The sequence below is a fragment of the Stenotrophomonas sp. Pemsol genome (genome assembly GCF_003586545.1).
Taxonomy (GTDB): domain Bacteria; phylum Pseudomonadota; class Gammaproteobacteria; order Xanthomonadales; family Xanthomonadaceae; genus Stenotrophomonas; species Stenotrophomonas sepilia.
The window spans coordinates 2,910,978-2,924,082 of the sequence record NZ_CP025780.1 but is presented as its reverse complement, the minus strand read 5'-3'; the positions used below and the strand labels follow the sequence as shown (position 1 = coordinate 2,924,082).

Genomic DNA, 13,105 nt, shown 5'->3' with positions numbered 1-13,105 from the left:
GTCCAATGCTCTGCGTCTGGATGCGGCACCAAGGTTTCACAGGAAGCGTCTCCTGTGTAGAGTCAGAAGGAAGCCGTGCACAGGCCATCGCAAGGCTAATGCTTGGAATTAGGTGCGCCCTTGTAGCATTGCTTTCTTTCGCTTTTTCCACAAGGAGGTGGTTGTGGGTGTTCTGTGTTTAGATTCGACCGGATGTGCGCTGGCCGCAATGCGGCAGATCGCCTCGGTGGCCTCATTGAAAGATCGGGCTGCGCATCTATGCCGGGCTGTAGCGGCTTTCGGATTTCCTGTCTTGATCCTGATGCTAGGTGGGATCTTCTCCCTCAATGCTAACGCTCAGGAGCGGGTAACGAGATACTGCTACGAAAGGTGTTTCTCAAGCCTTTATGAGGCGGAGGCCGAGCTTCGGGAAAATGCCGGTTCGTACGGCAACCTCTGGCGTAGGCGCGAGACACATCAGTACATGGATTCTGCGAGTGGTCCGGTCTTCATGATCCGCTATACCGTAGATGATCATTCCCCCAGTGTCCTGTACCCGCCCGGCTACGTGATATCGGGTTGGGACTCACGTCAAGGCATCTGCTCCCCAGCGATCGATCCTTACAACGCCACAAAATGCGCAAATGAGGAAGAAGCGGTCAAGGGGATGTTGGCGAACTTCAGAGCAACTTGGCCAGCTTGTCCTCATGTTGAGGAAGGTTTCGAGGGAAGCTACGCACCGGATTATGCGAGTGTTCGTCGAACTTATGGCTACGGCTCAATCTCGTTCTCGTCGGCTCTGCCGGGAGCGGCGAATCGAAAGTACAACTACACCGTTTGGTGCCCGGGTTGGGGTAATGGTAACGAGCCTCCTTCCCTGCGTAACTTCTCGCTGGCGAAGATTCAGCATTTTGATTGCCCAGCGGGTTTCCAGCCGAAGCATGCTGACAATCCTGCGTACGTCCCGGGCGGACTTGGCTTGGATTGGCCTCTACTGTGCGAGCCGACTATGCCGGCGCAGGCAATCTATGTGTACAACATAACGCAGACTGAATCGGCGCCTGGAAACTGCAATCCGTGTTTTCCCGCCACGGGCGATAAAGCACGGTTTGAAGTGGATTTCCAGTTTGCAGGGAAGGACTTCGTCCGTTCCTATCACTCGCTGGGGCAGATCCAGATCTCACCCGAGTTGGGCGTGAACTGGTCCCATACTTACATGGGAATGCTGACGACTGTTTATGGCACCGGGCGCTTCACAGAAAGAGGTTACCTGGAGACGTATCTGTCCGGACGCGGGGATCGCGCTTCTGCAGAGATGCTCAGGAAGCTTCCTGACGGTGGCTTCGAGCTCATTGAGGCGTCAGGATCAACACGGCGTTTCGATGCGCAGAGACGTTTGATTGCGATCGGCGACCCTGATCCAAAGAACGGCGTCTCGCTTCACTACGATGCGAATGGCAGACTGCGGCGAGCCGTTGATGGGTTGGGTCGGTCATTGGTCTTCGCCTACGAACGTGGCAGGCTGATCTCAATTACGCTCCCCGACGGCTCAGCGGCTACATACACCTACGATGACTTCGATAACCTTACAGGGGTCGTAAGGCCCGATGGCACCTCTCGACAGTATCTGTACGCGGAGCCTGGGCTCGCCCCGGCGGCGGGGCGTAACCTGTTGACGGGCATCGTCGAAGGCGGCGTGCGGTACGCAACGTTCTCGTACAACGAGAAGGCCAAGGTCACGGGGAGCCATCTCTGGTCGGCGGGGCAGTCTGTGGATGCCATCACCATTAACTACAACAGTGATGGCTCGGCGACGACCGTGAACAGCCTGGGTGAGGTCCGTCAGAACTTCATTGGCGGTGAGAAGTTCCGGCAGATCACCCAAACCACGGACTCAAACGGGAGCAAGTCGTTCGGGTTTACGCCAAATGGCCGACCCTCCTATACGCAGGACGCGCTGGGGAATCGGACGTCATACGCCTACGCTGACTCCAGTAGTGGCCCGGTTTCGCAGGTGCTGACGACGACAGAGGAATCATTGGGGCGGGTGACGCGGACGGTCCGTGATTCGGGCAACAGGGTGATTGAACAACGTGTGAGCCAGAAGAACGCTGGCGATGAACAGCTCGTTTCGCTTGATAGAGAAGTGCTGGATACAGCGGGGCGTGCTCTCTATTCATGCCAGTACGATGCAACGCAGGGCACGGATTACGTGTGTGGCTCCCTACCCGTTGCGCCTGGCAATGTCCGGCAGACGGCACGTGCGTATTGCACGGATGCAGATGTGGCCGCCAATGCAATGCTGTGCCCCCTCGTGGGCCTTCAGCGCTCGATCAAGGATCCGGCGGGCAATGTCACGCAGTTTGAGTACTTCGGCGCAAATGATCCGGGCTGTGACGCAGGGGGCGCATGTTCCCATCGCAAGGGCGACCTGCGGGCAATCGTCAATGCGTTGGGTCAGCGCACCGAGTTGCTGGAGTATGACGCGCTCGGTAACCCGGTTCAGATTCGTGGCATCGATGGTTCCGTAGTCGAGCGGTTGTTCGATTCGATGGGGCGCGTTCTGACGGAGACGCTCAAGGGCGATGTGCCGGCCAATGACCGCATCAGCCTTTATGAGTACAGCTCAACGGGCAAGCGGACTCGTGTCACCGGGCCAGATGGTGTGTGGGTTCGCATGGTCTATGACACGGCTGATCGACTGGTGGCCATCGAGGACGCGGCCGGTAACCGTGTCACCTACATCCTGGACGCCGCTGGCAACCGCGTCCGCGAAGAAGTTCGGGACAGTAGTGGTGCGTTGAAGCGGTTTGGGGATCGTCAGTTCGACACCCATAGCCAGATGACCCGACAGGTGGGTGCTGACGGACAGCCTTTCCTCTTCCGTCATGATGCCAATGGCAACGTGCTGGAGACCGAGAGTCCGCTGGGTGTTGTTTCAAAGAGTACCTATGATGGTGCAGATCGCCCCAAAGTGCAGATTCAAGACGCGGGTGGGATCAATGCCGAAGTCCGCTATGCCTATTCCGCCAACGGGCAGGTAGAGCAGGTCGTCGATCCCAAGGGCCTTGCCACTCAGTACACATACGATGGTTTTGGTGCTCCCCAGGGCCAGCTTAGTCCCGATACTGGCAGTGACGGTTTCACGGTGGATGCTATGGGCAATCGCACGACGCGCACCGATGCGCGCGGTGTGAAAGCGACCTACAGCTACGATGTGCTTAACCGCCTCAAGAGCATCACTTATGCGGACCCGAATCTGGATGTGGTCTACGCCTATGATGCTGCCCCTGCGGTCTGCCCGGCTGGTGAGCGCTTCGGCGAGGGGCGCGTGGGTCAGGTGCTGCATGCGGGTGGCAGTACGGCATACTGCTATGACCGTTTCGGTCAGTTGGTACGCAAGGTACAGACGGTCGACGGGGTTGGTTTGACTCTGCGCTACTCCTACACCAAGGCGGGGAGGCTGGAGCGGTTGACCTATCCGGATGGCAGTATCACCGACTATGCCTACGACAATCTGGGCCGTGCCAGTGAGGTAGGACTGACGCTTCCAGGGCAGGCTCGGAAGGTGGTCGTTACCAACATCACGTACGCACCGTTTGGCCCGATGACGGGTTGGGCGTACGGTAACGGCCGCCATCTGCTTCGGGAGTTGGATGCCGATTACCGTCCGACTCGGGTGTATGACGCGGCGCCCGGAGGCTTGTCCATCGGATTCGGCTACGACGCGGATGGGAATATTGTTGAAGTCAAGGACGGCACCGGGACGACCACGCTGGCGCGATATGGCTACGATGCGCTGGGCCGCCTGACTCAGACCCGGGATGGTGCAACCGGCACGCCGATTGAAACCTATGCCTATGACGCCACCGGTAATCGGACCGCGCTGACCACCTCGGCAGGTACCGCCAGCTACACCTATCCAGCAACCAGCCACCGGTTGACCGCGGTGGATGGCGAGGCACGTAGCCATGACGCAGCGGGTAACACCACCAGCATCGGCAGCAAGGCGTTCACCTATAGCGATGCCAATCGCATGAACGCGGTGAAGCAGGGCAAAGCTGTGCTGGAAAGCTACGCCTACAACCATCGCGGTGAGCGCGTGCTGCGCACCCCAGCCGGTGGCGCTGCTCAGATCACCCTGTATGACGAAGCGGGGAAGTGGCTGGGCAACTATTCGGCCACGGGCCAGGCACAGCAGCAAGCCATCTGGCTGGAAAACTATCCGGTGGCGCTGATCAATGTGCGGGGTAACGGTGTTCCGGAGCTGGCCTATGTCCAGCCGGATCATCTGGGCACGCCGCGCGTGGTGATCGACCCGGCGCGCGATTCGGCGATCTGGGAGTGGAGCAGTAAGAGTGAAGTGTTCGGCAACCAGATTCCGAATGCCGATCCGGACGGAGACGGTGTGGCGTTCGAGCTGGCGCTGCGCTTTCCGGGGCAACAGACCACGGATGCAAATGGACTCTTCTACAACTACCGCCGCGACTATGATTCTGAGACGGGACGATATCTGCAGAGTGATCCCATTGGACTATGGGGTGGGTTGTCAACGTTTTCCTATGTCGAAGGAGATCCGTTGTCACTAGTGGACCCACTGGGGCTGAGAGGCGGAGCCCCGCCGAACATGAATAGACATGGGGGCGGGAACTCAGCACAGAGAAGGCAGGCGCTTCGTGCGCAAGTAAGAGCGGTTCAATCGAACTCACTCTCCTCGCCCATCTATTCACGGGGGCTTTCGCCTGAGGACGTGGGGTCATTGGAGAACGCGGCAAGTCTTGTGAGTGAGCATGACTACACCCAGTATTGTGCCGTTGAAATTTGCAGGGCATCTCAGGACCGCTGTACCAGTGGCGACGTAATGGTGGGCGGATTTCCGTCTGATCCAACTGTGGCGCAGGTTCATGCGCGCGGCTGCTCTTGTGCGAGCGCCTACTATACAAATCCGTATCCGCCACTTCTATCAAGGCCCGAGGTCGAGTCTGCCGATATCATTGAGATAGTGCGCGACACGTTAATCAATTGGAAGGGGCGCAGATAAGTGGTGGTCCTGCGGATATTCGGCTTTCTTGTGGGTCTATTGATGGTCGTCTATGGCGTTGCAGTCATGGACGATGCATTGATTGGGACAGGGCCTTGCCGAGCGAACTGTGGTCTGTATAGCGCCTTGATTCGTTTGTTCGGCCAGTCGATCTATAACAAATTGATGGGCTTTTCCTGGATTGTTGCGGGAGTGATGTTCATTTTTGTTTCCGTTGTGGTTTGGCGCGGAAAAGGACTCGCGGAAAGGCGTAGGCGGAAGAAGGGACGCCGACGTCGATAGAGATGAGTGGATGGAATGTCTCAGTAAATCCAAGTCATGCGCGAAAGGGCTTCCGCGCATTGCAAGCGGCTCGGTCCGCAGCGAAGCTTCGATTGCATCATTCTGGTGTTCGTATAATCCGCTGCTCTATTCGTGGAAGTTGCCAATCATCGGTGGAAGTGATGCATCCTGAGATTGAAGTGAAATTGACGGCTTCGGTAACTGGCTGTGCGAGCTGTGACTTGATGGCGCCGCTGTCGCGCGAAGTGAATGAGCTGGATGCTGCGGATGTTCTGATCAGGAAAGTCATTGAATGTCGCGGAGCGGCAATCCTGGCTGAGTCGACCCATCAGGCTCCTGAGATCACCGTGTGAGTTCGGGTAGGCGAGGGAGATAGGGCGTGTCTAAATCTCTCTTCCGCAACCCTTGAAAAGATGGCATCTATATCTGCCTCATTAAGTTTTGATCCCGAGTTGACTGGAGACGGCGGCGCAGATGGTTTGGAATTGGAGGAGGAATGTGCTCCATCGACGCGACCTGAGCTGGTTGTCGTTCTCGTTGGTGACTCTCCTGTAAGTGGTGAAGAAGTCATCCTTTCCAGAGTCGAGCGCCAGCAATGTGGAACTGGCGACATCCAAGGGGGAGTTCATGAAGCGTTGCAGCGCGGCCTTGAGAAGGTGGGAGGAGAGGCGAAGGTGTGGGCGCTGGAGGTGGGAGTACGCCTATCGAGTCAGCGCGGGGTGTGGCCGGGTTTCAATCTTTCTTGTGACGTGATCAGACTGATGGCGTCTAGTGGAGTCTCATTGGATTTCGATCCGTATGTCTAGCTCGGTCCTGTTGGTGGCCGACAATGGAGATCCGAATCGGCCGCCCCGTATGGCGCTATCCGAAGCATGCTTGAGCTCGAAGCCCGCTCTGATCTCGTCGACATTCATGGACTTTCCTGAGTGCTTCCTATGAACTACCCACATGGGGAAAAGGTGTTACTTGGCGACACCGTTGATCTTGGTGGCGGAACGCGCGGGATCGTGGTTGCCGTGATCGATGATGAGTCTTATGCAGTTGGCTTTTCCGCGGAAGAGTGGCGGTACCTCGGACGAGGTGCGTTGTTGCGAGCGCCTGGATTCGGTCTGCTGCACTGTGCAGACGCTGAGTACGACTTCACTTTGATCGAGCGAGGGCGATCAGGAATTCTTGAGCCGTAGAGCTGAGGGGCTTGATTCATCCACCAAGAGATTGGCGTTCTTCGCGCCCATAGCAGAGTCTTTGGTGCGCACACAGGAAGATAGATGGTTGCCGTGCGTCTTTTCGGATGTCTCGTAGGTGTGCTGATGGTCGTCTATGGCGTGGCGGTCATGGACGATGCATTGATTGGGACAAGTCCTTGCCGAGCGAACTGCGGTCTGTATAGCGCCTTGATTCGTTTGTTCGGGCAATCGGTCTATAACAAGTTGATGGGCTTTTCCTGGGTTGTTGCGGGGGTGATGTTCATTTTTGTTTCCATTGTGGTTTGGCACGGAAAAGGATCTGCGGAAAGGCGTAGGCGGAAAAAGGGACGCCGAGGCCGATCGAGATGAGTGGATGAAATATCTCAGGAGATCCAAGTTGTGTGTGAAAGCGCTTCCGCGCAATGCGGACGGCTCAGCCCCCAGCCAAATCCAAATAGCGCTCATGCAGCGCTTCCACCTGCGCCTGCAGGTCTTCCGGGTGGCCATCGTTGACCACCACATCATCGGCCAGTGCCAACCGCTGCGTGCGGCTGGCTTGGGCGGCGATCATCTTGTCGGCCAGTGCGGCGTCGATGCCGTCGCGCTGCATCAGCCGGGCGTGCTGCACGGCTTCGGGTGCATCCACCAGCAGCACCCGGTCCAGCCACGGGTAGGCGGTCCGCCCACCGACCTCGGTCAGTAGCGGAATGGCGGCAATCGCATAGGGGCTGGCGGCCTGCTCGCACTGCTGTTGCATCAGCAGGCGGATGGCCGGGTGGGTGATCGCTTCCAGTGCCGCCCGTTCGGCCGGGTCGGCGAACACGTGGGCACGCAGGCGCGCCCGGTCCAGGCTGCCATCCGCCTGCAGCATGTCGGCGCCGAAGCGCTCGGCGATGCGGTTCAGGGCGGGGCTGCCGGCAGCGACCACCGCGCGGGCGGCCAGATCGGCGTCGGCCACCACGATGCCCAGCGCCTCGAAGCGCCGGGTCACCTCGCTCTTGCCGGCGGCAATGCCGCCGGTCAGGCCCACTACATACCGGCTCATGGGGATTCCCCTCAGCGCAGTCCGCTCAACACCAGGTACTGCTCGACCACGGGCGCGCCCCACATGAAGTACAGCCAGCCTGCGATGGCCAGGTAGGGGCCGAACGGAATGGGCGTGGCGCGGTCACGGCCCCGGGTGTACAGCCAGATCGAACCGATGATGGCGCCCAGCACCGACGACAGCAGAATGATCGGCAGGATGCCCTTCAGCCCGCACCAGGCGCCGAGGGCGGCCAGCAGCTTGAAATCGCCGTGGCCCATGCCTTCCTTGCCGGTCAGCTGCTTGAACAGCCACCAGACCATCCACAGCGACAGGTAACCCACCGCCGCGCCGACCAATGCAGGCTTGGCCGGCATGTACAGGTTGTCGATGTTGCCTATCAGGCCCAGCCACATCAGGGGTAGGGTCAACTGGTCGGGCAGCAGCTGGGTGCGCAGGTCAATGCCGGACAAAGCGATCAGGAAGCAGGTCAGCACGATGGCGCCAAAGCCCTGCCAGCCGAAGCCGAACTGCCAGACGCAGGCCAGCACCAGCACTGAAGTCAGGGCCTCGACCAGCGGGTACTGCAGCGAGATCGGCGCCTTGCAGTGGCGGCACTTGCCGCCCTGGATGATCCAGCTGAACAGCGGGATGTTCTCGTACCAGCTCAGCTTGTGCTTGCAGTGCGGGCAGTGCGAGGGCTCGACCACGATCCCCGGTGGTGGGGGCTCGTAGAAGTCCGGTTCTTCCAGGACCTCGCGCGCATCGCGCTTCCACTGCCACTCCAGCCGCTTGGGCAGGCGCAGGATGACGACGTTGAGGAAACTGCCCAGCAGCAGCCCCAGGGCGGCCGCGGCGGGGTAGCCGAGGCCGGGATGCTGGTCGAGAAATGCCATGTAGTGATTATCCGACGACGGAAGCGAGCTTGAAGATCGGCAGGTACATGCCGATGACCATGCCGCCGACGATGGTACCAATGATCACCATGATGATCGGCTCCAACAGGCTGCTCAGGGCGTCAACGGCATTGTTGACCTCCTGCTCATAGTACTCGGCCACCTTGAACAGCATGGCGTCCAGGGCACCGGCCTCTTCGCCGATCCCGGTCATCTGGATGACCATGTGCGGGAACAGGGCGGTCTGCTTCATGGCCATGTTGACCGGGTAACCGACCGACACGTCGTCGCGCATGCGCAGTACGGCATGTTCGTAAACCGTATTGCCCGTTGCGCCGGCCACGATGCCCAGGGCCTCCACCAAGGGCACGCCGGCCTTGAAGGTGACGGCGGTGGTACGGGCGAAGCGAGCGATCGAGCTGTTGTGCATGATCTGCCCGATGACCGGCAGCTTCAGGACCAGCCGGTCCATGCTGTGCTGCATCTTCGGCGACCGTTTATATGCGGCAATGAAGCCGACGATCGAACCAATGATGACCAGCAGGATCAGCCACCACCACGAGACCATGAACCTCGACATGTTCACGATCATCTGGGTGAAGGCGGGCAGGTCCGCACCGAATCCCTTGAACACGTCCTCGAACTGCGGCACCACCCAGACCAGCAGGATGCCACTCACCAGCAGGGCAACCGCCAGGACCATGGCGGGATAGAACATCGCCTTCTTGATCTTGCCCTTCAGCGCTTCGATGTTCTCTTTATAGGTAGCGACGGTATCCAGCACCGTTTCGAGCACGCCGGCACCTTCGCCAGCACGTACGAGATTGCGGTAGAGCTCGTCAAACTGGACAGGATGCTTGCTGACGGCCTCGTACAATGACGAGCCGCCTTCAATGTCGGTGCGGACCGACTCCACCATCTTCTTCATGCGCGGGTTCTTGTGCCCGCTGGCGATGATGTCCAGTGCCCCGACGATCGGCACACCGGACTTCATCATGGTGGCCATCTGGCGGCTGAAGAACGCGATGTCCTTTGGCGAGATCTTGCTGCCGGCCGCGCCGAACAGCGGCTTAGACTTCAGTTTGACCACACCGGGGTTTATGCCCTGGCGGCGCAGCTCAGCTCGCAGCAGGTTCGCGTTCTTCGCGGCCTGCTCTCCCTTCATTTTCACGCCCCGCTTGTCGGTCCCCTCCCAGACAAACGGCTGCAGCTCCGTGGTGCTGCGCGCCACGGGCTCCTTCTTGATCGCACTGCGACTGACAGACATATCGGCTCCCCAAGGCCCGCCATCCCCAGGCGGGCATCTAGCCCCTGATGGTAGCGGGTTCATGCCCGTCTGGGCAGTTGCCAAGGGGCCCATGATGCGAATTCGTGCCGGGTGCCGACCAAAGGTGACGCACTGCGTCACATTGCCGCGTCCATCGCAGATTCGCATCCAGGGGGTTCCCATCCGTGAAATAGCTGCCATCATGGGCGCGGGGAAATCCAGGGGGAGGCGTGCCGGGGTTGGCACGCAACCTGCGTTGATCCACCCGCAGGGGGCAGGACCCGCTCAGCTGGCCACTGGCCAGACCGATCCTGTGCTCTGAAATCAACCACCACTTATCTTGGGGATGTACCAAAATGAAGAACCAGAAGGGCTTCACCCTTATCGAACTGATGATCGTCGTTGCGATCATCGCCATCCTGGCCGCCATTGCTCTGCCGATGTACCAGGACTACGTGGCCAAGTCGCAGGTGACTGCTGGCCTGGCTGAAATCACCCCGGGCAAGACCCAGTTCGAAGTTGCCATCAACGAAGGCAAGGCCATCGCTGATGCTGCTGCAATCGGTCTGAAGGTTTCTGAGCGTTGCACCGCCATTGAAGTGACCGACGGCGCTGATGGCAGCATCGCTTGCACGCTGGCGGGCAGCCCGAAGATCAAGGATGAAACCATCACCCTGAAGCGCGCTGATACTGACGGCACCTGGACCTGCACCACCTCGATCACGGAAGCGAAGTACATTCCGAGCGGCTGCAAGAGCGCCTAATTAGGTAGCTCCCAGCTGTGCAGAGGCCCCGCCTAGTCGGGGCCTCTTTTTTGGTGGCAGTGACGGCGCCACCGGACTCGTCGCACTCAGGGGGAGTGAGGAATGCGCAAAATTCGAGGTTTCACATTGATTGAATTGATGATCGTAGTTGCGATCATCGCGATCTTGGCGGCGATCGCTTTGCCGATGTATCAGGACTACGTGGCGAAGTCCCAGTTGACGTCCGCTCTTGCCGAAATCAGGCCAGGCAAAACCACGATTGAAACGGTCGTTCAAGACAGTCGCGACGCCAGCTTGATTACTGCTGACTACATTGGGTTAAGGGTTTCGGAGCGCTGCACCGCTCTTGATGCCGAGGTTGCATCTTCAGGGGTGGGCAACGTGACTTGCACAGTAGGTGGGGCTCCGCCGATCAACGGCAAAGACCTCATCCTCCGCCGCGCAGCCGACGGCACCTGGACCTGCGACGGCAGCGCCTTCGAAGCGCGCTATCGCCCAAACGGCTGTTGATCACACTTCGGCCTGCCAATGGGATGTTGGCGGGCCGTTGACGGGGCTATCATCCCCGGGGGAGTCAGGATCGTGCCTGCCGGGCTGGGAGTGCCGGGCGAGGCAGTCATGCTGAAGGATTGGCGTCGTCGTCGGCCAGCGGGTCGCGGCAGGTTCTGCTGCCCTGTGCGGTGCCCCTGGAAGGCGCGCCGCACTGCCTGACCCATGATGAGCCAAGGATCCATATGAACGCCGTAACCACCGCCAATCTCGTCGGCATCACCGGTCTGGCCCGCCGCCTGGTCCAGGATGGGGCACTCGACGAGGCTTCCGCCCGCGACGCGATGGCCAAGGCCGCTGCGGCCCGCCAGCCGCTGCCGACCTGGTTCGCGCAGAACAAGGTGGTCGGGGCGGCCCAGTTGGCGGCCGCCAATGCGGTCGAGTTCGGCATGCCGCTGTTCGACGTGTCCACGTTCGACGCCAGCCAGAACGCGATGAGCCTGGTCAGCGAGGAGCTGCTGCGCAAGCACAACGTGCTGCCGCTGTTCAAGCGCGGCGGCAAGCTGTTCGTGGGCACCAGCAACCCGACGCATTCGCTGGACGAGATCAAGTTCCACACCAACCTGGTGGTGGAGCCGATCCTGGTGGATGAAGACCAGATCCGCCGCACGCTCGAGCAGTGGCATGCCAGCCATGACACGCTGGGCGACGCGCTGGGCGGTGACGACGATGGCATGGGCAACCTCGATGTTGCAGCCGGAGACGAGGATCTCGGCGCCGGCGGCGACTCCGGCATCGATGCCAAGGGCGACGACACCCCGGTGGTGAAGTTCGTCAACAAGGTGCTGGTGGACGCGATCCGCAAGGGCGCCTCGGACATCCACTTCGAGCCCTATGAAGACGACTACCGCGTGCGCCTGCGCATCGACGGCCTGCTGAAGATGGTGGCGCGCGCGCCGGTGAAGCTGAACCAGCGCATCGCCGCACGCCTGAAGGTGATGGCGCAGCTGGACATCGCCGAGAAGCGCGTGCCGCAGGACGGACGCATCAAGCTCAACCTGTCCAAGACCAAGCAGATCGACTTCCGCGTGAGCACGCTGCCGACCCTGTTCGGCGAGAAGGTGGTGCTGCGTATCCTGGACGGCAGCGCGGCCAAGCTGGGCATCGACAAGCTGGGTTACGAGCCGGACCAGCAGAAACTGTTCCTGGAAGCCATCCACAAGCCGTACGGCATGGTGCTGGTGACCGGCCCGACCGGTTCGGGTAAGACCGTGTCGCTGTACACCGCGCTGGGCATCCTCAACGACGAGACGCGCAACATCTCCACCGCCGAAGACCCGGTGGAAATCCGCCTGCCCGGTGTCAACCAGGTGCAGCAGAACAACAAGCGCGGCATGACCTTTGCCGCGGCACTGCGCTCGTTCCTGCGACAGGATCCGGACATCATCATGGTCGGCGAAATCCGCGACCTGGAAACGGCCGAGATCGCGATCAAGGCGGCGCAGACCGGCCACATGGTGCTGTCCACGCTGCATACCAACGACGCGCCGCAGACCATCGCGCGCCTGATGAACATGGGCATCGCGCCGTACAACATCACCAGCTCGGTGACGCTGGTGATCGCGCAGCGCCTGGCGCGCCGGCTGTGCAGCAACTGCAAGCGCCCGGCCAATCTGCCCGAGCATGCGCTGCTGGCCGAAGGCTTCACCCAGGCGCAGCTGGACGCGGGTATCGAGCTGTACGAGGCGGTCGGCTGTGATGAGTGCACCGAGGGCTACAAGGGCCGTACCGGTATCTACCAGGTGATGCCGATGACCGACGAGATCGCCACGATCGTGTTGGCTGGCGGCAATGCGTTGCAGATTGCCGAGGCCGCGCAGCAGATCGGGGTGAACGATCTGCGCCAGTCGGCGTTGAAGAAGGCCGCTGCGGGCATCACCAGCCTGGCCGAGATCAACCGCGTTACCAAGGATTGAGGTAGCCCGGAGAGCAGCCGAGCATGGGCTCGGCTCTACAGTAGATCCACGCCATGCGTGGATGCCGCGATGCATGAGGTTGCCGGCCAGCGGCCGGCACTACCACATTGGTGGGTAGATCCACGCCATGCGTGCATGCCGTGATGCATGAGGTTGCCGGCCAGCGGCCGGCACTACCAGGTTGGCGGGCCCGCGTCGGG

General features: G+C 60.4%; 8 protein-coding genes. 5 read left to right on the top strand and 3 right to left on the bottom strand.

All coding sequences use genetic code 11. From position 1 onward, the window contains the following. Positions 1-490: 490 nt before the first annotated feature. On the top strand, positions 491-5,020 hold the full coding sequence (locus PEM_RS13490) for an RHS repeat-associated core domain-containing protein (protein ID WP_240431552.1): 4,530 nt from the start codon (positions 491-493) through the stop codon (positions 5,018-5,020). 443 nt (positions 5,021-5,463) lie between these two features. After that, a complete protein-coding gene (locus tag PEM_RS20310; RefSeq protein WP_134955241.1) occupies positions 5,464-5,655 on the top strand; it encodes a hypothetical protein in 192 nt (63 codons plus the stop codon). A gap of 1,267 nt (positions 5,656-6,922) precedes the next feature. Here the strand turns inward: PEM_RS20310 and coaE are convergent. The 3 genes from coaE to PEM_RS13470 are packed head-to-tail and all read right to left on the bottom strand — an operon-like array spanning position 6,923 to position 9,676. Next, a complete protein-coding gene (gene coaE, locus PEM_RS13480) occupies positions 6,923-7,534 on the bottom strand; it encodes a dephospho-CoA kinase (RefSeq protein ID WP_111128019.1) in 612 nt (203 codons plus the stop codon). Positions 7,535-7,545: 11 nt separating this feature from the next. Continuing rightward, complete coding sequence (locus PEM_RS13475) at positions 7,546-8,409, bottom strand: A24 family peptidase (protein ID WP_005418626.1); 864 nt, start codon at positions 8,407-8,409, stop codon at positions 7,546-7,548. 7 nt (positions 8,410-8,416) lie between these two features. Beyond that, positions 8,417-9,676, bottom strand: coding sequence for a type II secretion system F family protein (locus PEM_RS13470; RefSeq protein ID WP_111128017.1), 1,260 nt, complete (start codon positions 9,674-9,676; stop codon positions 8,417-8,419). Between the two features lie 356 nt (positions 9,677-10,032). Here PEM_RS13470 and PEM_RS13465 point away from each other — a divergent pair, with 356 nt between their 5' ends. The 3 genes from PEM_RS13465 to pilB all read left to right on the top strand — a co-directional run bounded on the left by PEM_RS13465 (position 10,033) and on the right by pilB (position 12,905). Beyond that, positions 10,033-10,440, top strand: a complete 408-nt coding sequence (locus PEM_RS13465) for a pilin (protein ID WP_111128016.1) — start codon at positions 10,033-10,035, stop codon at positions 10,438-10,440. A 102-nt stretch (positions 10,441-10,542) separates the two neighbouring features. Next, positions 10,543-10,950 carry a pilin gene (locus PEM_RS13460; RefSeq protein ID WP_111128014.1) on the top strand — a complete coding sequence of 136 codons (408 nt, stop codon included), beginning with the start codon at positions 10,543-10,545 and terminating at the stop codon, positions 10,948-10,950. A 224-nt stretch (positions 10,951-11,174) separates the two neighbouring features. Next, entirely contained in the window at positions 11,175-12,905 is a 1,731-nt protein-coding gene (pilB, locus tag PEM_RS13455) for a type IV-A pilus assembly ATPase PilB (protein ID WP_065185262.1), read from the top strand. Positions 12,906-13,105: the final 200 nt, after the last annotated feature.

Bases quoted from the DNA above. Each gene is read 5' to 3' on its own strand.
- PEM_RS13470 (WP_111128017.1), bottom strand. From the start codon at position 9,676: ATGTCTGTCAGTCGCAGTGCGATCAAGAAGGAGCCCGTGGCGCGCAGC.
- PEM_RS13475 (WP_005418626.1), bottom strand. From the start codon at position 8,409: ATGGCATTTCTCGACCAGCATCCCGGCCTCGGCTACCCCGCCGCGGCC.
- coaE (WP_111128019.1), bottom strand. From the start codon at position 7,534: ATGAGCCGGTATGTAGTGGGCCTGACCGGCGGCATTGCCGCCGGCAAG.
- PEM_RS20310 (WP_134955241.1), top strand. From the start codon at position 5,464: ATGCATCCTGAGATTGAAGTGAAATTGACGGCTTCGGTAACTGGCTGT.
- PEM_RS13490 (WP_240431552.1), top strand. From the start codon at position 491: ATGATCCGCTATACCGTAGATGATCATTCCCCCAGTGTCCTGTACCCG.
- PEM_RS13465 (WP_111128016.1), top strand. From the start codon at position 10,033: ATGAAGAACCAGAAGGGCTTCACCCTTATCGAACTGATGATCGTCGTT.
- pilB (WP_065185262.1), top strand. From the start codon at position 11,175: ATGAACGCCGTAACCACCGCCAATCTCGTCGGCATCACCGGTCTGGCC.
- PEM_RS13460 (WP_111128014.1), top strand. From the start codon at position 10,543: ATGCGCAAAATTCGAGGTTTCACATTGATTGAATTGATGATCGTAGTT.